The following is a 19,849-nucleotide window of genomic DNA, read 5'->3' on the forward strand; positions in this document are numbered from 1 at the left end:
GCAACAGGAGTCCCCATGCGCACGTCCATTCCCCTCGTCTTCGCCCTGCTGGGCGCCCTGGCGCTGCCGGCCCATGCGGGCTGGTACCTGGACAACGAGTCCTCGCGGCTGTCCTTCATCTCCACCAAGGGCGGCAGCCTCTCCGAGGTGCACCGCTTCCTCACCCTGCACGGCAGCATCGGCGAAACCGGCAAGGCTCACCTGCGCGTCGAGCTGGAGTCGGTGAGCACCGGCATCCCGCTGCGGGACCAGCGCCTGCGCGACCTGTTCTTCGAGATCGAACGCAACCCCGAGGCCGAGGTGCACGCCCAGATCGACCTGCGCCCCATCACCGACCTGGCCCCCGGCGCCCAGCTGGAGCTGCGCCTGCCGCTGAAGGTGACGCTGCACGGCCGCGAGCACGAGTACCAGGCCGAGCTGCTGGCCACCCGGCTGGATGACCGCCGCTTCCAGGTGGTGACCCTGGCCCCGCTGGTGCTGCAGGCGGAGGACTTCGGCCTGATGGAAGGCCTGGGCACCCTCAAGCAACTGGCGGGGCTCTCCTCCATCAGCAGCTCGGTGCCGGTGGGCGCCGTGCTGATCTTCACGGCGCGCTGATGGGCCACATCTTCCCCTGGAAGTCCGGCAACCGCTTCGATCTGCTGATCGACGGGCCGAGCTTCTTTCCCGCCATGCTGGCCGACATCGACCGGGCCGAGCACCACGTCAGCCTGGAGCTCTACCTGGTGGAGGACGGCCGTTGCAGCGAGGCCCTGGTGGAGGTGCTTTGCCAGGCCGCGCGGCGGGGGGTGAAGGTGCGTTGCCTGTTCGACGGCTTCGGCAGCCAGAAGCTCGGCCAGGCCCTGCGCGGGCGGCTGGCCGAGGCTGGTGTGCTGCTGCAGTTCTACAACCCCATCCGCTGGCGGCGTGGGGCGAACAACTTCTACCGCGACCACCGCAAGATCCTGGTGGTGGACGACCGCGTCGCCTATGTAGGCGGCACTGGCTCCACCGACGACTTCTGGCAGCCCGGCGAGGCCGAAAGCCATTGGCACGAGGCCATGGTGGCGATCCACGGGCCGCTGGTGGTGCATTGGAAACTGATCTTCGACTTCCAGTGGCTGGCCAACCTGCGTCGCCGTCCCTGGCTGCCGGACGAGGCGCCGGGGCTCAGCCACCTGCCGCCCTATCCCTCGGCCGGCGTGGGCATGGGCCGGGTGGCCTACGCCGACGCCCGCCAGCACCTGGACATCGTCCAGTCCCTGGTGCGCAGCCTGCGCAATGCCAAGGAGCGGGTGTGGCTGGCCACGCCGTACTTCCTGCCCAGCTGGAAGGTGCGCCGCGCCCTGATCAAGGCCGCCCGGCGCGGCGTGGACGTGCGCCTGCTGCTCACCGGGCGCAACACCGACCACCCGCCGGTGCGCTTCGCCGGGCAGCGCTACTACCCGCGCCTGCTGCGGGCCAACGTGCGGATCTTCGAGTACCAGCCGCGCTTCCTTCACCTGAAGATGGTGCTGGTGGACGGCTGGGTCAGCGTCGGCTCGTGCAACTTCGATCACTGGAACCTGCGCTTCAACCTCGAAGCCAACGTCGAGGCCCTGGACCGGCACTTCACCGAGCAGGTGGCGGCCTCCCTCGGCCGCGACTTCGACGACAGCCGCGAGATCACCCTGGAGGACTGGCACGCCCGGCCGCTGCTCAAGCGCTTCTACCAGCGCCTGTGGGGCTGGCTCGACCGCCTGGCGGTGAACCTGCTGGACCGCCGCCGCTGAGCCGAACCTTTGTCGGGTGTCGGCAGTGGCCCGCCGCCGGCTACGCTCCCTGCACCCCATAACGAGAGATGTGCCCATGCGCCGTCCGCTGCTGCTGCCCCTGCTGCCCCTGCTGGTCGTGCTGTTGTCCGCCTGTTCCACCCCCGGTGCCTTCTTCGGCGCCACCGACGGCCCGGCCTTCGAGGCGCTGGCGCCCCGGGACGGCGACCATGCCCTGGTCTACATCTACCGCCCCCGCAGCGACTGGGCCGACCAGGAGCTGGAGGCGCCTGGGCTGTTCCTCGACGGCCGGCTGATCGGCACCCTGCCGAGCAACGGCTACCTGGCCCTGGAGTTCGACGTCGCCAACTACCGCCTGGAGATGCGCCGCCCGCTGATGGGCACCTACTGGACGCTGCTGGCCGGCGGCTATTTCGACTTCACCCAGATCACCAGCTTCGCCTTCGAGGTCGGTGCCGGCGGCACCTACTACCTGCGCTACGACGAGCTCAATCCGCCGCCGAAGAACGCCGAGCTCCCGCCCCAGGGCGACGGCCCGCTGCAGCTGGTGGGCGAGGCGCTGGGCCGCCAGGAGATCGCCGCCACCCGCCAGGTGCAACCGCTGCTGCGCATCGACGCCAACGGCCAGCCCCTGTAGTAGCCGGGTGTTACCCAGGGGGCCACGCGGGGGAGGATGATTGGCTACCTTTGTCACCCTGAGCCCTGACTGGGAGGACCCCGCAATGGCAGCCAAGAAGATCCTGATGCTGGTCGGCGACTACGCCGAAGACTACGAAACCATGGTGCCGTTCCAGGCCCTCGGCATGGTCGGCCACACCGTCCACGCCGTGTGCCCCGACAAGGTCGCCGGGCAGACCGTGCGCACCGCCATCCATGACTTCGAAGGCGACCAGACCTACAGCGAGAAGCCCGGCCACAACTTCGCCCTCAACTTCGACTTCGACCGCGTCCGCGCCGAGGACTACGACGCCTTGCTGATCCCCGGCGGCCGTGCCCCCGAATACCTGCGCCTGAACGCCCGGGTGATCGAGCTGGTGAAAGCCTTCGACGCCGCGAAGAAACCCATCGCCGCCGTCTGCCACGGCCCGCAACTGCTGGCCGCCGCCGGCGTGCTCAAGGGCCGCTCCTGCAGCGCCTACCCGGCCTGCGCACCGGAAGTCGCCCTGGCCGGTGGCGAGTTCGTCGACATCGCCGTGGACCACGCCCACGTGGACGGCCACCTGGTCACCGCCCCCGCCTGGCCGGCCCATTCGGCCTGGCTGGCGAAGTTCCTCGAGGTGCTGGGGACGCGGATCAGCCTGTAACGAGGCGCAGAATCCCTGCGCCGTCCTGCATACTGCGGTGCGGCGCCAGGGGCGCGACCATCACGCTGGCGCCGTGGCGCACCGCTGGGCGACCGAAGCCGCCCCTGCACGATTCAGGATCACCCGATAAAGGACCCGCCCCATGTGCGAGCTCTATGTAAAGGCCGACCCGATCCTCTACGAATCCCGCTCGCGCTCCCTGCGCATCCGGGGCGTGGTCACCACCCTGCGCCTGGAGAACCAGTTCTGGGACATCCTCCGGGAGATCGCCGAGGTGGACGGCATGACCACCAACCAGCTCATCACCAAGCTCTACGACGAAGTGATGGACTACCGTGGCGAGGTGGTGAACTTCGCCTCCTTCCTGCGGGTGAGCTGCACCCGTTACCTGGCCCAGCGCAGCACGGCGGCCGGGCTGAGCCTGGTCCCGCGCCGCACCGGGTGACCGATTGGTCGGAAACATGAGGCGGTCGGCGGATCGCCCCAGCCTGCTCGGGTAGTCTTGCCCCCGCGCGTGGCAGGGAGGCCACCGCCGCGCGTCCACCGGCTGCATTCGCGGTCGGGGTTCGATGGCCCCAGGAGTTGTTCATGGCTGCCAAACGCTTCATCACCCTCACCGCCCTTGCTGCCTGCCTGCTGGCCGGTGCGCCGGCCTTCGCCGAGCCGTCCCTGGCCGAGCGTCGCGCCATCACCGCCTACGAGCAGGGCGTCTACGTCGACCAGGTCAAGGCCATCCAGGCCGCTGCCGGCTACGAGCTGCCGCTGGACGTGCAATGGAACACCATTGCGCTGCCCGACCAGTCCGCCAACTACGCCCAGGACGGTTTCTGGACCCAGATCTACTTCGTGCCCCTGCAGAAGGCCCTGTCCGCCATTGCCGTGGACGACATGGGCAAGCAGGCCCTGAAAGCCAAGCTGAGCAAGGTGGTGGTGCGCTACGACGAGGCCACGGCACCCTCCAGCGCCTACCAGGACGGCGTGGCCTTCGACGGCGGCGTGCTGAACCTGAACTTCCGCCCGTTCAGCAACGTCGACGACGTGGACGCCCGCGCCGACGCGATCCGCAAGGCCCTCGAAGCCAAGCTCTGATCCGTACCCGGCAACCGGCCTCCCGGCCGGTTGCCACGACGCCTTTGCCCGCGCCGGCGAGGAGTCTAAGCTGCGCTATCTCCCTTCCCGGCGCGTTCCGCGATGTACAAGCTGCCCACCACGGCCACTGCGCCGTTCTGCCCCTCCGCCGTCAGCCACAGCGTGACCATTCCTTCAGGCGCCTCCCTGGGTCGCCGGCTGATGCTGTTCCTCGGCCCGGGCCTCTTGGTCTCGGTCGGCTACATGGACCCCGGCAACTGGGCCACCGCCATCGAGGCCGGGTCGCGCTTCGGCTATGCGCTGCTGTTCGTGGTGGTGCTGGCGAGCCTGTCGGGCATGGTGCTGCAGAGCCTCTGCTCGCGGCTGGGCATCGCCACCGGGCGTGACCTGGCGCAGCTCTGCCGCGAGCGCTACCGCCCCGGCGTGGCGCGGGGGCAATGGCTGCTGGCGGAACTGTCGATCATCGCCACCGACCTGGCCGAAGTGCTCGGCGCGGCCCTGGCCTTTCACCTGCTGCTGGGGGTGTCGCTGACCGTGGGCGTGGTGCTGACGGCATTCGACACGCTGATCGTGCTGGCGCTGCAGGGCGCCAACTTCCGCCGGCTGGAGGCCATCGTGCTGGGGCTGATCGCCACCATCGGCGCCTGCTTCTTCATCGAGCTGCTGCTGGTGCGGCCGCACTGGCCAGAGGTGGCGGCGGGGCTGCGGCCCAGCTGGGAGGTGCTCAGCGGGCAGGAGCCGCTGTACCTGGCCATCGGCATCCTCGGGGCGACGGTGATGCCGCACAACCTCTACCTGCACTCCTCGGTGGTGCAGACGCGGGTCAACGGCGAGGACGAGGCCAGCAAGCGCAGCGCCATCCGCTTCGCCCGGTTCGACACCATCGGCTCGCTGTCCCTGGCGCTGCTGGTCAATGGCGCCATCCTGGTGCTGGCCGCCGCCGCCTTCCATGGCAACGGCCACACCGAGGTGGTGGAGATCCAGGACGCCTACCACCTGCTGGACCCGCTGGTGGGCGGTGCGCTGGCCAGCTTCCTGTTCGGCTTCGCGCTGCTGGCGGCGGGGCAGAGTTCCACCTTCACCGGCACCATTGCCGGCCAGGTGGTGATGGAGGGTTTCCTGCAGGCGAAGATCCCCTGCTGGCAGCGGCGCCTGATCACCCGCGCACTGGCGCTGGCCCCGGCGATCGCCGGGGTGCTCTGGCTGGGGGAAGGGGCGGTGGGCAAGCTGCTGGTGCTGAGCCAGGTGGTGCTCAGCCTGCAACTGCCCTTCGCGCTGTGGCCGCTGATCCGCTTCACCAGCGACCGGCGGTTGATGGGGCCGTTCGCCAACAGCCTGCCGGTGGCGCTGCTGGCCTGGGCGCTGTTCGGGCTGATCGCCCTGGCGAACCTGACGCTGCTGTACTTCTGGCTGGCCTGAGGCCTCAGCTGACCTGCTCGATCCAGTCGGTCAGGTTGTAGTAGTTGGTCACCCGCGCGATCTTGCCGGCGTGCACGTGGAAGAAGGCGCCGGCCGGCAGCACGTAGGTCTGGCCGCGGGCCGGTGGCAGGCCCTCGTCACCCACCAGGTACTGCCCGTGCACCACGAACTCGGCGGCCACGCGGCTGCCGTCTGCGCTGGGCATGATGACGATGTCGGTCAGGCGCTCCTTGTAGCAGCGGTTCATCTTCTCCATGAAGGCGGCGAACACCGCCTTGCCCTGCTGGCGCTCGCCCTGGTTGATGTCGTGCACCACGTCCTCGCTGAGCAGGGCGAGGAAGGCCGGCATGTCCCCGGCGTTGAAGGCGTCGTAATAGGCTTTCACCAGTTCGGCTGCGGTCATGGTCAAGGTCCTGTCGCAAATGGGTCGGTTCGGGGTTGCGCTGCATGATAGGGTCTTGTCCGCCCCCGCTCTTAGCCAGGGGCGTCATCGAGGCTGGCAAAACGACGACCATGGACATCCGACGCTACCAGGGCGCGGCCATCGCGCCTTTCATCGACGACCTCGCACGGCTGCGCCTGACGGTGTTCCGCGAGTACCCCTATCTCTACGACGGCACCCTGGACTACGAAGCGCGCTACCTGGCCACCTACGCCGAGTCGGCCGAGAGCCTGTTCGTGCTGGTGTTCGACCAGGGCCGGGTGGTCGGGGCCTCCACCGGGTTGCCCCTGGCGGACGAGACCGACGCCTTCCAGCGGCCCTTCCTTGACCAGGGCTGGGACCCGGCGCGGATCTTCTACTTCGGGGAGTCGGTGCTGTTGCCGGCGTACCGGGGCGGCGGCCTGGGCGTGCGCTTCTTCGCCGAGCGCGAGGCCTATGCCCGTGCGCTGGGGCGTTTCCAGTGGTGCGCCTTCTGCGCCGTGGAGCGCCCGGACGACCACCCGCGCCGACCGCCCGGCTACCAGCCGCTGCACGGGTTCTGGGCCCGTCGCGGCTACCGCCACCACCCCGCCTTGCGCACCGAGTACCACTGGCGCGACCTGGACGAGCGCGAGGAAAGCGCCAAGCCCATGTCGTTCTGGCTGAAGGAGCTGACCCCGTGAAGATCGCCGCCTGCCAATACCACATCGACCTCTTCGACACCTGGGACGCCTACGCCGAGCACCTCACCACCCTGTGCGAGGCCGCTGCCGGCGAGGGCGCGGAGCTGTTGCTGCTGCCGGAGTACGCCGGCCTGGTGCTGAGCGGGCAACTGCCGCCGGCCCAGCGCGGCGACCTGCAGGCCTCCATCGACGGCATCCAGCCGCTGCTGCCCGCCTGGCGGGCACTGTGCGCGGACCTGGCGCGGCGCCTCGGCGTCTACCTGCAGCCCGGTTCGGTGGCGGTGCGCGATGCCGACGGCCAGTACCGCAACCGCGCCTGGTTCTACGGCCCGGACGGCGAGCTGGGCCACCAGGACAAGCTGATGATGACCCGCTTCGAGCGCGAGCACTGGCACATCGCGGCGGGGCAGGGGCTGCGGGTGTTCGACACGGCGTTCGGGCGCCTGGGCATCCTCATCTGCTACGACAACGAGTTCCCCCTGCTGGCGCGGACCCTGGCCGAGGGCGGCGCCGACCTGATCCTCGCCCCCAGCTGCACCGACACCGAGGCCGGCTACCACCGCGTGCGCATCGGCGCCCAGGCCCGCGCCCTGGAAAGCCAGATCGCCGTGCTGCAGTCGCCCACCGTGGGGCTGGCGCCCTGGTCCCCGGCGCTGGACGAGAACATCGGCCGCGCCGGCCTCTATGTGCCGCCGGACTACGGCATGCCGAGCAACGGCGTGATCGCCGAGAGCCCCGAGCTGTGCCCGGACGGCAGTCGCTGGCTGCTGGCCGAGCTGGACCTGGAGGAGGTGCGCCGGGTTCGGCGGGAGGGGCAGGTGTTCACCCGGCGGGACTGGCCGGAGCAGTTCGAGCGCGTGAGGGGCTAACCCCCGCTCTCGTCCGCCAGCGACGGGCATCCGCCCAGGGCCTGCAGTTCGTCCAGGGGGACGCCTCCGAGGGCGAAGGCTTCGCAGTCGGGCGGCAGGCTGGGCAGGTTGCCGGGGGCCTCGCTGGCCATGGAGGCGACGGCGCTGTCGCCCGTGTCCGGCGCGCGGCCCAGGATCACCAGTTCGCCGAGTTCTCGGCCGCGCCGCAGCAGCAGGCGGTCGCGCTGGATCGCCAGCACCTCGACGCCGCCGGGCAGGCGGTCACCGGTCCGGACGCTGAAGGGCGGCCCGTCTTCAAGGCTGAGGGTGGCGCTGCCCTGGCCATCTCCCCGACTGAACACCCCGTGCAGGCGCCATGCGCTGAGGCCGGGCAGTGCCCCCAGCGGCTGCAGGTGCAGCCGGGGTGGGGTCAGCAGCGCGGTGGGCAGTTCCACTGCGGCAAGCGGCAGGGGCAGCAGCGCCAGCAGCAGCGCCAGGCCCCACGGGGCCCGGCGCCGGTGGGCCTCAGGGGGCCACGGCTTGGGCGCGTTGCTCGGCATAGGCGGTGAAGGCGGCGATGTTGCGGCTTTGCAGCAGCGGCAGCAGGCCGTTGTCGCTGAGGGTGGGGCCGTACCATTTCTGGTTGGCGCCGCCGGTGCAGCCGTAGAGGATCAGCTTGCCGCGCCCGTTGGTGAGGTAGCCGCCGGAGAGGTCCAGGCAGCGGCTGCCGGCCTTCAGCTGTGGCAGTGCGGAGAAGTCCCAGGCCTGGGCGTCCTGCTGGCTGTCGCAGGCGCTCAGGCCCACGTCGTTGCTGGCGGTCAGGCACTGGGTGGGCTGGGCGACGCTGCGGATGCGACCGCTGGCGTCCACCCGCCATTGTTCCTCCGCCGAGCCGGTGCACTGGGCCTTGGTCAGCACGTAGGGCTGCCAGGCGCCATCCACCTGTTCCACCCGCACGCAGTTGCCGTTGCCCATGGCGAAGCCCTGGCGCGGTGGCAGCAGGGTGCGGCTGTCGAACTGCAGGGTGGCCAGCAGGGCATCCAGGGCCTGGCCGGCGTCGGCACTGACGGCCAGCTGGGCGCCGTAGGCGTCGAGCCAGCGATTCAGGCGCAGGGCGCGGGCCTGTTGGTCCAGCAGGCGTTGGCGTACCTGCTGGGCCGTGGCCGAGAGGCCGTCGGGCTGGTCGCTGTAGCTGTCGAAGAGCACCCGTGCGTTGCCCTTGAGGGTGGGCACGAGCTGGCCGGCGAGAGCCGTGAGGGCGGCGTCGAGCTGGGGCAGTTCTTCCTGGCGCAGGGCCTGGAAGCCGGCTTCGCGACCGACGATCACCGGCGGCGGCAGGGCGGGCAGGCCCTGGGGAATGATCACGCTGGCCAGCTCGGTGGTGGCGGCGCCTGCCGTGTCGCGGCATTGCAGGGCCGCGGCGACGGGCTGTTCGGCCTGGGCCAGGTTGACGTGCAGCTTGTTGGCGTTGCTGCCCAGGCGCGTGGGGGCGACGGCGATGCGCTGGGTCCTGTCGTTGGCGAAGCTGACCTCCAGCCAGCATTGCCGGCTGGTGGCGGCGGCGTCGGGCGGCGGCAGGTCGTAGACCTGGCCCCAGTTGCCACGCAGGGCCGGGTAGAGCACGGCGGCGCCGGTCTCCGGGTCGTAGCCGCCGAGCAGGGTGATGACCGGGACGCCGAACAGGCGCGGCTTGCGGTAGTTGCCGTCGGCGCTGTCGTACCAGACGGTGCGGGAGGTCGGTGTCTTCGGCTGGAACACCTCCATCTTGCGGCTGGTGGCGTCCCACTTGCGGTAGCCGGTGGGGGAATCGGGTGCCCAGACGGCGCGGTTCAGCGCCGGCTGGATCTTCTGCCGCGTGCTGTAGCCGGTGTAGTGGGTGTAGCGCGACAGGCCGCTGGCGAAGTTGCCGCCGGCCATGGCGTCGGTGGCGAAGCTGTAGGCATCGGCGTAGATCGGCATGCCGTTGAGGCCGCCGGTCTTGGCGCGGGTCCAGTGCAGGTTGGCGCGCATGCGCTTGCGGTAGGCGATGTAGCCCCAGCCGCTGTCGTGGTGGTGACCGGACCAGAAGTAGTTGTCGCCGCTCTGCCCGGGGTAGTGGCCGAGGCCGTAGTGGTGGCCGATCTCGTGGCTGAACTCGTTCCCCACCGAGTCGATCAGGGTGAGGATGCCGTTGCCGCCGCTGAGGCCGTGGTTGACCGGGCCGTTGGCGTACTGGCCGCGGGCGTGGTGGATGACCGCCGAGTTGGTCAGCTGCGGCTGTTCCTGGCTGGCCATGCCGGCGCTGGTGATGCCCCAGTTGGCCAGGTTGATGCCGGTACTGAAGGTGGACTTGGCAGTGTTCTCGCGCATGTCGCCGCTGTACACGTCGCCGGTGGTGGCGCTGGCCTGGCCCTGGTCGGCGTCGTAGATCGTGCCGTTGGCCACCATGACCTTGCGCAGCAGCACGTCCTCGTACCGGCTGGCCACCATGCGGGCGATGGGCACGGTCTGGAAGTAGTCGGTGGCGGCCTGGGCCGGCTGGGTGTTGAACCAGTGCTGGCCTCCCGGGACCTCGGGGGTGAGCATGCCGATGCGGATGGCCTGGACCAGCAGTTCGGCGGGCGGGGCGAAGTCGAAGGCCTCGGCGCCGCGCTGGCCGCTACGGCCCTGGTCGTCGCTGAGCTGCAGGCTCATGCCCGGCACCACCCAGTCCCAGGGCAGCACGGCGGACCAGGCGCGGCGCGAGTAGACCACGTCGGGGCGGGCGTCGCTGCCGGTGCGGTCGGCGCGGAATAGCTCGTCGGGGTGGCGCAGCGTCAGGTCGCCCTTGAGGGCGCCGTCCACCAGCACCTGCACGCGCAGGGACCTGGGCAGGGGCTGGTCCGGGTCGGGGGTGACCAGCAGCAGGGCTTCGCGCTCGCTGGTCAGGCGCGGCATGTTCTTCGCTTCGTTGCCTTGCGGGTCCACCGAGTGGCTCTGCACGAACTGCAGCATGGCCGCGAGGGTACCGGTGAGGTCGTTGCGCACCGGACGCGGCTGGCCGTCGGCGGTCTGGTCGTAGAAGCCGAGGGCTCCGACCTCATCCACCACGGCGGCACTGGGCTCGGGGAAGCGGTTCTCCGGTTGGGTGACCGGCGGCTCGGTGGGCGGCGTGACCGGGGGCGTGACCGGTGGCTGCGGGGTTTCGGGCGTTTCCGGATCCGGGGTGGCACCACCGCCACCGGCGGGCGGCTGGGATGGCGTCTCCGGGGTGCTGGTGGCCGGTGGGGCGGGGTTGCTGGAGCCTCCACCACCCCCGCCGCCGCCCAGGTCCAGGCAACCGGCCAGGCTGAGCAGTCCGTAGATCAGTACGAGCTTGCGAAACATGTCCCCTCGCTTTCAGTTCGGCTTTGTTGTGATTGTTGTGAGCCGGGGCGAGCGCTAGAGCGCCATGACCCGTCCCCGATGGCTGGGCAGTGTGGCCGGCAGGTCGCGCAGGGCGCGCTCGGCCAGGTCGGCCTGGGAGTACTCGCCGTAGAACATGCGGTACCAGTCCTGGCCGTTGCGCTGCGAATGCTGGATGCGCAGGGGCGCGCCGGGGTGGCGGGCCATCAGTGCGCGCATGTACTGCTCGCTGCTGCCTTCGATCAGGTTGATGCTGTAGCGCTGCGGGGCGGCCGGGGCTGGCGCCAGAGCGGCGGCAGGCTGGGCCGGAGCCGCAGGCGCCGGGGGCTGTGCCGGTGGCGGCGTGGTGGCTGCCACGGGTTGGGCACTGCGCTGCAGGGGCGTTTCAGCCGGGGCGGCGTAGGGTTGGGCCGGGGCCGGGGCCGGCTTGGGCGCAGGTGCCGGTGTTGGTGCCGGTGCCGTCGCGACCGGGGCGGCCGAGCGGGTGGACTTGAACAGCTGCGCCGGCTCCTGGGGCAGGCTGCGCTGGGCGTTTGGCCCGGCGGCCTGCTGCCGCAGGTCGAGGTACTTCTCCTGACTGAGGTCGGCCAGGCGGTTGCCGTCGCGGACCACGCTGGGCCGCAGGAAGACCATCAGGTTGCGCTTGACGTTGACGTCCTTGCTGGAGCGGAACAGGCCGCCCACCAGGGGCATGTCGCCCAGCAGCGGCACCTTGCTCTCGCTGCGGGTGACGTCGTCCTGGATCAGGCCGCCGAGCACGATCACCTGGCCGTTGTCGGCCAGTACAGTGCTCTTGATCATGCGTTTGTTGGTGACCAGGTCCACCGCGCGGGAGGCGGCGCCGGTGCTGGGGGCGATGGAGGAGATCTCCTGCTCGATCACCAGGCGCAGGGTGCCGCCTTCGTTGATGTGCGGGGTGACCTTGAGGGTGACGCCGACATCCTTGCGCTCGATTGTGGTGAAGGGGTTGTTGGCCCCGGCGGCGTCGGTGGTGTAGGAGCCGGTCTGGAAGGGCACGTTCTGCCCCACGAGGATCTCGGCCTTCTGGTTGTCCAGGGTCAGCAGGCTGGGGGTGGAAAGCAGGTTGCTGTTGCCGTTGGCGGAGAGGGCGGTGATCAGCGCACCGAAGTTCTTGTTGCCGATGCCGACGATGGCGCCGTCGGGCAGGCTGACCGGGGTCTTGGCGTCGATGGCGCCGAGCAGGGTGCCCACCGAGAGCCCGGTGTTGCTGAAGTTGCTGCCGCCGATGGGGCCGCTGTCGGAGCGCCCGTCGATGGCCCACTGCACGCCGAGCGCCTCGCTGACGTCGCCGGACATCTCGACGATGGCGGCCTCCACCAGCACCTGGGCGCGGGGCACGTCGAGCTGATGCACCAGGTCTTCCAGCTGCGCCACCATGTCCGGCTCGGCCATCAGGATGAGGGCGTTGATCCCCTCGTCGGCGCGGATCAGCACCGGGGCCTGGGTGGTGGTGGGCGAGGCGGTGCCGCGCAGTTGCTCGGAGAGGTCGCTGAGGGTCTTGGCCAGGTCCTTGGCGTCGCCATGGCGCAGGCGCACGACCCGGGTGTTGGCCGAGCGCACGGGCTGGGTGTCCAGCTGGCGGGCCATCTTCAGCAGGCGCTCGCGGGCCTCGGGCGGGCCGAGCAGCAGCAGGCGGTTGGTGCGCGGGTCGGCGATCACCTGGGCGTTGCCGTTGCCGGCCGGCTGCCCGCGCCGCAGGCTCTCCTGCAGCATCGCGGCGACGTCGCGGGCCCAGGCGTGCTTGAGGTCGTAGAACACGCTGTCGTTGGCTCCGGCGCTGTCCACCTGGGCGATCAGGGCGATCAGCCGTTCGATGTTGGCGCGCTTGTCACTGACGATCAGCGAGTTGCTGGAGGGGATGGCCGCCAGGTGACCGTTCTGCGGCACCAGCGGGCGGATCAGCGGGAGCAGTTCGTTGACCGGCGTCTGCTGCACCTGCAGCAGGCGCGTCTCGAGGGTTTCCGGGCCGCTGCCGACGGGGCTGTTGGCCACGCTGCGGCCCTCCACATCGGGCACGATGCGCGCCTGGTTGCCCTGGGTGACCACGCTGTAGCCGTGGGTGCTCATCACCGAGAGGAACAGCTGGTAGACCTCGCTGAGGGTCAGCGGCGATTCGGAAATGACGGTGACCTGGCCCTTGACCCGGGGATCGAGCACCAGGGTCTGGCCACTGATGCTGGCAACCTGCTCGGTGAAGTCGCGGATGTCGGCGTCGCGCATGTTGATGGTCCAGCGCTCCTCGCCGTCCTGGCTGGCCGGCTCTGCCCACAGCAGCGGGCACAGCAGCAGGCAGGCCCAGGCGAGGCGGGCCAGGCGACGGGGCAGGCACAGGCTCATCGGCGGGGCTCCCGGATGCTCGGGCAATCGGCTACGGGCAGCCGCGTGCCGGCCGGAAGGCGCAGGGAGAGGGCAAAGGTCCAGGGCATAGAGAAAGCTCGACAGACTGCTGCGCATCCATGCGACGTGTTGGTTTCCTATGGCGACCTGCCTGGGGGAGACCCGACAAGCGGGCGAGAGAATAAGGAAAGCGGCACGTCCGTTCGACTGGTCGGAGTACAACTGTGCATGGGCTCACACTCCTGAAATTGACCGGTTGGTCATATCAGGATGTGGGTCCCGTTTTGGGGATTTGGTGGGCAGTAGGTTGGCGTCTGGAATCCGCTTGGCGGTCAGCTGATCAGCAGCGCGTTACCGGAAGAGCGCCAAGAAAAAGCCCGGCGCGAGGCCGGGCTTTTCAATTGCGGTGTGGCTTACTTCACTTCCACCGCGAGGCTTTCAGCGATCTTCTTGTTCCAGATCGCCGGGCCGGTGATGTGCACCGACTCGCCGTTGGTGTCGACGGCGACTGTGACCGGCATGTCCTTCACGTCGAATTCGTAGATGGCTTCCATCCCGAGTTCGGCGAAGGCCAGGACCTTGGACTTCTTGATCGCCTGGGCCACCAGGTAGGCGGCGCCGCCGACGGCCATCAGGTACACGGCCTTGTTGTCCTTGATCGCTTCGATGGCGATGGGGCCACGCTCGGACTTGCCGATCATGCCCAGCAGGCCGGTGCTTTCCAGGATCTGGCGGGTGAACTTGTCCATGCGGGTGGCGGTGGTGGGGCCTGCCGGGCCGACCACTTCGTCACCGACCGGATCGACCGGGCCGACGTAGTAGATGAAGCGGCCCTTGAGGTCCACCGGCAGTTCCTCGCCCTTGTTGAGCATGTCGACCATGCGCTTGTGGGCGGCGTCGCGGCCGGTGAGCATCTTGCCGTTGAGCAGCAGGGTCTCACCCGGCTTCCAGCTCTGCACCTCCTCGGGGGTGATGCTGTCGAGGTCGACGCGGCGGGCGCTCGGGCCGGCTTCCCAGACGATTTCCGGGTAGGCGTCCAGCGGCGGGGCTTCCAGGGTGGCCGGGCCGGAACCGTCGAGCACGAAGTGGGCGTGACGGGTGGCGGCGCAGTTGGGGATCATGCACACCGGCAGCGAGGCGGCGTGGGTCGGGTAGTCCATGATCTTCACGTCGAGGACGGTGGTCAGGCCACCCAGGCCCTGGGCGCCGATGCCCAGCTGGTTGACCTTCTCGAACAGTTCGAGGCGCATTTCCTCGATCTTGTTCTGCGGGCCACGGGCCTTCAGTTCGTGGATGTCGATCGGGTCCATCAGGACTTCCTTCGCCATCACCGCGGCCTTCTCGGCGGTGCCGCCGATGCCGATGCCGAGCATGCCCGGCGGGCACCAGCCGGCGCCCATGGTCGGGACGGTCTTGAGCACCCAGTCGACGATGGAGTCGGACGGGTTGAGCATGGCCATCTTCGACTTGTTCTCGGAACCACCGCCCTTGGCGGCCACGTCCACTTCCACGGTGTTGCCGGGGACGATGGAGTAGTGGATCACCGCCGGGGTGTTGTCCTTGGTGTTCTTACGGGCACCCGCCGGGTCGGCCAGGATGGAGGCGCGCAGGACGTTCTCCGGCAGGTTGTAAGCGCGGCGTACGCCCTCGTTGATCATGTCGTCGACGCTCATGGTGGCGCCGTCCCAGCGCACGTCCATGCCCACGCGGACGAACACGGTAACGATGCCGGTGTCCTGGCAGATGGGGCGGTGGCCGGTGGCGCACATGCGCGAGTTGATCAGGATCTGCGCCATGGAGTCGCGCGCGGCGGGCGACTCTTCGCGCAGGTAGGCCTCGTGCATGGCCTGGATGAAATCGACGGGGTGGTAATAGGAGATGAACTGCAGGGCGTCGGCGACGCTCTGAATCAGGTCGTCCTGCTTGATCACGGTCATGGGTGCGCTCCTCTTCAATTCGGGAACATCAGGAAGCGCCGGACCACGACCCGGCGCGCATTGGATTGGGGGTGAAAATGGCGCGGAAGTATACCGCGTGCTCAAGGCCGGGCACACCCGCCAAGAGTCGACCCCGGGCGCTTGGCGAACCGCTTGCGTCCCCTAGGTTTTTCGTTTTCACGCGCGTAGAGTGGCGGCATCGTGCCAGCACGGGACGGAGCCCATGAGCACATCCAGTCGAGGGTCCACCCAACGGGGCCTGCAAAGCCTGCTGCTGAAGCGCTTCGGCATGGCAGTGGCAACCTATGCGCTCGTGCTGCTGCTGTTCTGGCTGGCGGTGCTGGGCGGTTTCTACCAGCGCTCGCCCTGGGTGGCGCTGGGCTTCACCGGACTCATCGTCATTTCCCAACTCGCGTTCTTCGCGCTCCTGCGCAGCGGCCGCAACCTGCGTTTCCCCGACCCCAGCCTGACCGAGGCGCAGATCCTCGTGGCCATGACCTGGCACACCCTGCTGATGGCCGACCTGGGGCCGGCCCGGGGCGCACTGCTGGTGGTGTATGTGCTGATCCTGCTGTTCGGCGTGTTCCAGCTGCCGCCACGGGTATTCCTGCGCTGCGCGGGCTTCGGGCTGACGGCCTTCGCCGGCCTGAACCTGCTGGAGGCGTACCAGATGCGCCTGCAGTCGCCGGCCTTGGCGCTGTTGCAGGTGTGTGCGCTGTTCGTGCTGCTGGTGTGGCTGGGGCTGTTCGCCAGCTATGTCCAGGCGATGCGCCAGCGCATGCGTCAGCGGCGCTTCGCCCTGCAGGCCCACCAGGACACGCTGCGCGGGATGATGCGCCAGCTGGAAGACCTGGTGGCCACCGACGAACTCACCGGGCTGTTCAACCGCCGGCACTTCCTGCGCATGGCGGCGCGGGAGATGAAGGGCGTGCCGCCGGGTCGCTTCCATGGCCTGGCGCTGATCGACCTCGACCACTTCAAGCGCATCAATGACCAGCATGGCCACGCGGCCGGCGACCGGGTGCTGCAGACCTTCGCGGCCGTGGCGCGGGCCTGCCTGCGCGATGGCGATCTCCTGGCCCGCTACGGTGGCGAGGAGTTCGTGCTGCTGTTGCCCGACTGCGATGCCGACCGCCTGACCAGCTGCTGCGAGCGGCTGCGGGAGGCCTTCGCCAGCGCCGAGCCGGTGGGGGTGCAGGTGGGGGCGCTGAGCCTGTCTGCCGGCATGACCCTGATCGGTTGCAACGATGACCTGGACGACGCCCTGCAGCGGGCCGACCAGGCGCTCTACCGGGCCAAGCGCAATGGCCGCAACCGCTGCGATGCGGCATGGGAGATCCAGGGTGCCTGAACTCGAAGCCGCCGGGCGCCGCTGGAGCGTGGCGCCCGCCAGCAACCTGCTGGATGCCCTGAATGCCGGTGGCTGCCGCGTGCCGTTCAGTTGCCGTGCCGGCAGCTGCCATGCCTGCCTGGTGCGGGTGACCGCCGGCGAGCCGGCCGATGCGCGCCCGGAGGCGCTGGATGCCGAGCGTCGTGAACAGGGATGGCGCCTGGCCTGCCAGTGCCTGGTGGTGCAGGACCTGGCGGTGGAGCTGTTCGACCCCCAGCGCGACGGCATCCCGGCCCGGGTCGCGGCCTGTGACTGGCTGGGGGGCGAGGTGCTGCGCCTGCGCCTGGAACCACAACGACCGCTGCGCTACAGCGCCGGCCAGCACCTGCTGCTGTGGACGGGGGAGGGCGTGGCCCGGCCCTACTCGCTGGCCAGCCTGCCGGGGGAGACGCCCTGGCTGGAGTTCCACATCGATTGCCGTGCGCCGGGCGCCTTCTGCGATGCTGCCCGGGCCCTGGTGCCCGGGGATGCGCTGCGCCTGGGCGAGCTGCGCGGCGGCGCGCTGCACTACGACCCGGCCTGGGATGCCCGGCCGCTGCTGATGCTGGCCGCCGGCACGGGGTTGGCACCGATCTGGGGGGTGCTGCGGGAGGCGCTGCGCCAGCATCATGCCGGCCCCATCCGGCTCATTCACGTGGCCCATGACGAGGCCGGCCACTACCTGGCGGAGCCCTTGCGTGCGCTGGCAGCCGAGCATGCCAACGTCACGGTCGAGCTGGTGACGGTGGCGCAGCTGCAGGCTGTTTTGGCCGAAATCCGGCTTGTGAGCCGACAAACCGTCGCCCTACTCTGCGGGCGGCCGGAGCGGGTCGAGGCCTTCGCCCGCCGGCTCTATCTCGCGGGCCTGCCCCGCAACCAACTGCTGGCCGACGAATTCCTGAGCCGCTCCGTCTGAGGCGGCCACCGCCGAGGACCCACCATGAGCGAACACATCCACCTGGAACGCGAGCAGGGCCTGCTGACCCTGCGCATGGACCGCGAGGACAAGAAGAACGCCCTGACCCGCGCCATGTATGGCGCCCTGGCCGATGCGCTGGACGCCGCCGACGAGGACCGCAGCGTGCGTGCGGTGCTGATCACCGGCAGCGAGACCTGCTTCACCAGCGGCAACGACGTGGCCGACTTCATCCAGGCGCCGCCGTCCGGGCTGGACAGCGAAGTGTTCCGCTTCATGAAGGCACTGTTCGATTTCAGCAAGCCGGTGGTGGCTGCCGTGAGTGGCCCGGCCGTGGGCATCGGCACCACGCTGCTGCTGCATTGCGACCTGGTCTACGTGGCGCGCGACGCCAAGCTGAAGATGCCCTTCGTCAACCTGGGGCTGTGCCCGGAGTACGGCTCCAGCCTGATCCTGCCGCGCCTGCTCGGCCACGCCCGTGCGGCGGAGCTGCTGTTGCTGGGCGAAGCGTTCACCGGTGAGCAGGCGGCTGCCTGGGGCATCGCCAACGAGGCCCTGGCGGACGGCGCCGCAACCCTGGCCCGTGCCCGCGAGATGGCCCAGCGCTTCGAGCAACTGGCGCCCTCGGCGGTGGCGGTGAGCAAGCGCCTGATGCGCGAACCCGGCCGTGAGGAACTGCGCCGGGTGATCATGGAGGAGGGCGAGCTGTTCGGTCAGCGCCTGCGTACGCCCGAGGCCATCGAGGCGCTGTCGGCGTTCATGCAGCGGCGCAAACCCGATTTTTCCAAGTTCGCCTGAGTGGCCCGTGGGGGTGGGCTTCAGCCCACCCCTCCCGTTTCGGCACATGAAAAAAGGCCGCTCGATGAGCGGCCTTTTCACGTGCTGCAGATGCCTTACACCAGCGGGTCGCCGACGTGGAGGATCTTCATGGTGTTGGTGCCGCCGACGGTGTGGTAGCTGTCGCCCTTGGTCAGGATGACCCAGTCGCCCTGTTGCACGATGCCGCGCTTGAGCAGCTCGTCCACGGCGGCCTGGCTGACCTTGTCCGCCGGCAGTGCGGCCGGGTCGAAGGGGATGGTGGAGACGCCACGGAACAGCGCCACGCGCGCCTGGGTGGCGCGGTGGGGGGAGAAGGCGAAGATCGGCACCGAGGAACGGATGCGCGACATGATCAGCGGGCTGTAGCCGCTTTCGGTCAGGCAGATGATGGCCTTCACGCCCGGGAAGTGGTTGGCGGTGTACATGGTCGCCAGGGCCACGCTCTCGTCACAGCGGCTGAAGGTGTGGCCCAGGCGGTGGCTGGACTTCTGGCTGGTGGGGTGCTTTTCGGCACCGACGCAGACGCGGGCCATGGCCTTGACCGCTTCCACCGGGTATTCGCCGGCGGCGCTCTCGGCGGAGAGCATCACGGCGTCCGTGTAGTCGAGCACGGCGTTGGCTACGTCGGAGACTTCCGCGCGGGTCGGCATGGGGCTGTGGATCATCGACTCCATCATCTGGGTCGCGGTGATCACGGCTTTGTTGTAGCGGCGGGCGTGCAGGATGATCTTCTTCTGGATGCCCACCAGCTCGGCATCGCCGATTTCCACGCCGAGGTCGCCACGGGCCACCATCACGGCGTCGCTGGCGCGGATCAGGCCGTCGAGGGCCTCGTCATCGGCCACGGCTTCGGCACGTTCGATCTTGGCCACCAGCCAGGCGCTGCCACCGGCTTCGTCGCGCAGGCGGCGGGCCAGTTCCATGTCGGCGGCGTCACGGGGGAAGGAGACGGCCAGGTAGTCCAGCTCCATTTCGGCGGCGAGCTTGATGTCGGCCTTGTCCTTGGCGGTCAGGGCCGGGGCGGTGAGGCCGCCGCCACGACGGTTGATGCCCTTGTGGTCGGACAGCGGGCCGCCGATCAGTACGGTGCAGTGCAGTTCGTCGGCGGTGGTGGCGTCGACGCGCATGACCACGCGGCCGTCGTCCAGTAGCAGTTCGTCACCGACGCCGCAGTCCTTGATCAGGTCCGGGTAGTCGATGCCGACCACGTCCTGGCTGCCGGCGTCACGCGGGTGGGTGACGGAGAAGCGGAACTTGTCGCCTTCGGCCAGTTCGATGCGCTTGTTGGCGAACTTGGCGATGCGGATCTTCGGACCTTGCAGGTCGCCGAGCAGGGCGACGAAGCGGCCGTGCTTGGCCGCCAGCTCGCGCACCAGGCGGGCGCGTGCCTTGTGTTCTTCGGGGGTGCCGTGGGAGAAGTTCAGGCGGGCGACGTCGATCCCGGCGATGATCAGTTGCTCCAGCACCTCGGGTGAGTTGCTGGCCGGGCCGAGGGTGGCGACTATCTTGGTACGGCGGAAGGACATGCGAAGGCTCCAGTTTCAAAGCAGAGCCCGAGGCTACACCGCCCTT

Annotated in this window: 18 protein-coding genes; 12 read left to right on the forward strand and 6 right to left on the reverse strand. The window is 69.4% G+C overall.

Going from position 1 to position 19,849, the window contains the following annotated elements; all coding sequences use genetic code 11:
- Nucleotides 1–15: 15 nt before the first annotated feature.
- The 7 genes from PotMrB4_RS06625 (at nt 16) to PotMrB4_RS06655 (ending at nt 5,563) form a co-directional block, all read left to right on the forward strand.
- On the forward strand, nt 16–597 hold the full coding sequence (locus tag PotMrB4_RS06625; RefSeq protein WP_044409364.1) for a YceI family protein: 582 nt from the start codon (nt 16–18) through the stop codon (nt 595–597).
- Nucleotides 594–1,751 (forward strand): phospholipase D-like domain-containing protein, encoded by a 1,158-nt coding sequence (locus PotMrB4_RS06630; RefSeq protein WP_160482633.1) that lies wholly within the window; start codon nt 594–596, stop codon nt 1,749–1,751. The genes PotMrB4_RS06625 and PotMrB4_RS06630 overlap by 4 nt, the downstream gene beginning before the upstream one ends.
- Nucleotides 1,752–1,827: 76 nt before the next feature.
- Nucleotides 1,828–2,388 (forward strand): DUF2846 domain-containing protein, encoded by a 561-nt coding sequence (locus PotMrB4_RS06635; RefSeq protein ID WP_172432837.1) that lies wholly within the window; start codon nt 1,828–1,830, stop codon nt 2,386–2,388.
- 85 nt (nt 2,389–2,473) lie between these two features.
- On the forward strand, nt 2,474–3,055 hold the full coding sequence (locus tag PotMrB4_RS06640; protein ID WP_044409348.1) for a DJ-1/PfpI family protein: 582 nt from the start codon (nt 2,474–2,476) through the stop codon (nt 3,053–3,055).
- A 142-nt stretch (nt 3,056–3,197) separates the two neighbouring features.
- Nucleotides 3,198–3,500, forward strand: coding sequence for a ribbon-helix-helix domain-containing protein (locus PotMrB4_RS06645; RefSeq protein WP_044409347.1), 303 nt, complete (start codon nt 3,198–3,200; stop codon nt 3,498–3,500).
- Nucleotides 3,501–3,643: 143 nt separating this feature from the next.
- Nucleotides 3,644–4,144: a hypothetical protein gene (locus tag PotMrB4_RS06650; protein ID WP_197939508.1), complete on the forward strand. Its 501-nt coding sequence runs from the start codon at nt 3,644–3,646 to the stop codon at nt 4,142–4,144.
- Nucleotides 4,145–4,246: 102 nt separating this feature from the next.
- Nucleotides 4,247–5,563, forward strand: a complete 1,317-nt coding sequence (locus PotMrB4_RS06655) for an Nramp family divalent metal transporter (RefSeq protein ID WP_172432838.1) — start codon at nt 4,247–4,249, stop codon at nt 5,561–5,563.
- A 4-nt stretch (nt 5,564–5,567) separates the two neighbouring features.
- Here the strand turns inward: PotMrB4_RS06655 and PotMrB4_RS06660 are convergent, their stop codons facing one another.
- Nucleotides 5,568–5,966: a nuclear transport factor 2 family protein gene (locus PotMrB4_RS06660; protein WP_044409344.1), complete on the reverse strand. Its 399-nt coding sequence runs from the start codon at nt 5,964–5,966 to the stop codon at nt 5,568–5,570.
- A gap of 110 nt (nt 5,967–6,076) precedes the next feature.
- On the opposite strand from PotMrB4_RS06660, the gene PotMrB4_RS06665 reads away from it, so the two are divergent.
- Together PotMrB4_RS06665 and PotMrB4_RS06670 are read left to right on the forward strand one after the other, a co-directional pair.
- The gene (locus PotMrB4_RS06665) at nt 6,077–6,667 is read left to right on the forward strand and encodes a hypothetical protein (RefSeq protein WP_044409342.1); all 591 of its coding nucleotides are present in this window, start codon (nt 6,077–6,079) and stop codon (nt 6,665–6,667) included.
- On the forward strand, nt 6,664–7,536 hold the full coding sequence (locus PotMrB4_RS06670; protein ID WP_172432839.1) for a carbon-nitrogen hydrolase family protein: 873 nt from the start codon (nt 6,664–6,666) through the stop codon (nt 7,534–7,536). Before PotMrB4_RS06665 ends, PotMrB4_RS06670 begins: the two co-directional genes overlap by 4 nt.
- On the opposite strand, the gene PotMrB4_RS06675 is transcribed toward PotMrB4_RS06670, so the two are convergent.
- The 4 genes from PotMrB4_RS06675 to PotMrB4_RS06690 form a co-directional block, all read right to left on the reverse strand.
- The gene (locus PotMrB4_RS06675) at nt 7,533–8,075 is read right to left on the reverse strand and encodes a hypothetical protein (protein ID WP_172432840.1); all 543 of its coding nucleotides are present in this window, start codon (nt 8,073–8,075) and stop codon (nt 7,533–7,535) included. The genes PotMrB4_RS06670 and PotMrB4_RS06675 overlap by 4 nt on opposite strands.
- Nucleotides 8,041–10,860 carry a M66 family metalloprotease gene (locus tag PotMrB4_RS06680; protein WP_172432841.1) on the reverse strand — a complete coding sequence of 940 codons (2,820 nt, stop codon included), beginning with the start codon at nt 10,858–10,860 and terminating at the stop codon, nt 8,041–8,043. The genes PotMrB4_RS06675 and PotMrB4_RS06680 overlap by 35 nt, the downstream gene beginning before the upstream one ends.
- A 54-nt stretch (nt 10,861–10,914) precedes the next feature.
- The gene (gene gspD / locus PotMrB4_RS06685; RefSeq protein ID WP_172432842.1) at nt 10,915–13,236 is read right to left on the reverse strand and encodes a type II secretion system secretin GspD; all 2,322 of its coding nucleotides are present in this window, start codon (nt 13,234–13,236) and stop codon (nt 10,915–10,917) included.
- A gap of 413 nt (nt 13,237–13,649) precedes the next feature.
- Nucleotides 13,650–15,173 carry a fumarate hydratase gene (locus PotMrB4_RS06690; RefSeq protein ID WP_172432843.1) on the reverse strand — a complete coding sequence of 508 codons (1,524 nt, stop codon included), beginning with the start codon at nt 15,171–15,173 and terminating at the stop codon, nt 13,650–13,652.
- Nucleotides 15,174–15,396: 223 nt separating this feature from the next.
- Here PotMrB4_RS06690 and PotMrB4_RS06695 point away from each other — a divergent pair, with 223 nt between their 5' ends.
- The 3 genes from PotMrB4_RS06695 to PotMrB4_RS06705 are packed head-to-tail and all read left to right on the forward strand — an operon-like array spanning nt 15,397 to nt 18,256.
- Complete coding sequence (locus tag PotMrB4_RS06695) at nt 15,397–16,524, forward strand: GGDEF domain-containing protein (protein WP_172432844.1); 1,128 nt, start codon at nt 15,397–15,399, stop codon at nt 16,522–16,524.
- Nucleotides 16,517–17,458, forward strand: coding sequence for an iron-sulfur-binding ferredoxin reductase (locus PotMrB4_RS06700; protein ID WP_172432845.1), 942 nt, complete (start codon nt 16,517–16,519; stop codon nt 17,456–17,458). The genes PotMrB4_RS06695 and PotMrB4_RS06700 overlap by 8 nt, the downstream gene beginning before the upstream one ends.
- 24 nt (nt 17,459–17,482) lie before the next feature.
- A complete protein-coding gene (locus tag PotMrB4_RS06705; protein WP_107329617.1) occupies nt 17,483–18,256 on the forward strand; it encodes an enoyl-CoA hydratase in 774 nt (257 codons plus the stop codon).
- Between the two features lie 95 nt (nt 18,257–18,351).
- Here the strand turns inward: PotMrB4_RS06705 and pyk are convergent, their stop codons facing one another.
- Entirely contained in the window at nt 18,352–19,803 is a 1,452-nt protein-coding gene (gene pyk / locus PotMrB4_RS06710) for a pyruvate kinase (RefSeq protein ID WP_107329616.1), read from the reverse strand.
- Nucleotides 19,804–19,849 lie beyond the last annotated feature (46 nt).

The sequence above is a fragment of the Metapseudomonas otitidis genome, from assembly GCF_011397855.1.
Classification (GTDB): Bacteria; Pseudomonadota; Gammaproteobacteria; order Pseudomonadales; family Pseudomonadaceae; genus Metapseudomonas; species Metapseudomonas otitidis.

Coding starts and splice junctions, on each gene's coding strand:
- PotMrB4_RS06695 (WP_172432844.1), top strand. CDS start 15,397: ATGAGCACATCCAGTCGAGGGTCCACCCAACGGGGCCTGCAAAGCCTG.
- PotMrB4_RS06665 (WP_044409342.1), top strand. CDS start 6,077: ATGGACATCCGACGCTACCAGGGCGCGGCCATCGCGCCTTTCATCGAC.
- PotMrB4_RS06655 (WP_172432838.1), top strand. CDS start 4,247: ATGTACAAGCTGCCCACCACGGCCACTGCGCCGTTCTGCCCCTCCGCC.
- PotMrB4_RS06640 (WP_044409348.1), top strand. CDS start 2,474: ATGGCAGCCAAGAAGATCCTGATGCTGGTCGGCGACTACGCCGAAGAC.
- PotMrB4_RS06635 (WP_172432837.1), top strand. CDS start 1,828: ATGCGCCGTCCGCTGCTGCTGCCCCTGCTGCCCCTGCTGGTCGTGCTG.
- PotMrB4_RS06645 (WP_044409347.1), top strand. CDS start 3,198: ATGTGCGAGCTCTATGTAAAGGCCGACCCGATCCTCTACGAATCCCGC.
- PotMrB4_RS06705 (WP_107329617.1), top strand. CDS start 17,483: ATGAGCGAACACATCCACCTGGAACGCGAGCAGGGCCTGCTGACCCTG.
- PotMrB4_RS06650 (WP_197939508.1), top strand. CDS start 3,644: ATGGCTGCCAAACGCTTCATCACCCTCACCGCCCTTGCTGCCTGCCTG.
- PotMrB4_RS06660 (WP_044409344.1), bottom strand. CDS start 5,966: ATGACCGCAGCCGAACTGGTGAAAGCCTATTACGACGCCTTCAACGCC.
- PotMrB4_RS06625 (WP_044409364.1), top strand. CDS start 16: ATGCGCACGTCCATTCCCCTCGTCTTCGCCCTGCTGGGCGCCCTGGCG.
- gspD (WP_172432842.1), bottom strand. CDS start 13,236: ATGAGCCTGTGCCTGCCCCGTCGCCTGGCCCGCCTCGCCTGGGCCTGC.
- PotMrB4_RS06690 (WP_172432843.1), bottom strand. CDS start 15,173: ATGACCGTGATCAAGCAGGACGACCTGATTCAGAGCGTCGCCGACGCC.
- PotMrB4_RS06675 (WP_172432840.1), bottom strand. CDS start 8,075: ATGCCGAGCAACGCGCCCAAGCCGTGGCCCCCTGAGGCCCACCGGCGC.
- pyk (WP_107329616.1), bottom strand. CDS start 19,803: ATGTCCTTCCGCCGTACCAAGATAGTCGCCACCCTCGGCCCGGCCAGC.
- PotMrB4_RS06680 (WP_172432841.1), bottom strand. CDS start 10,860: ATGTTTCGCAAGCTCGTACTGATCTACGGACTGCTCAGCCTGGCCGGT.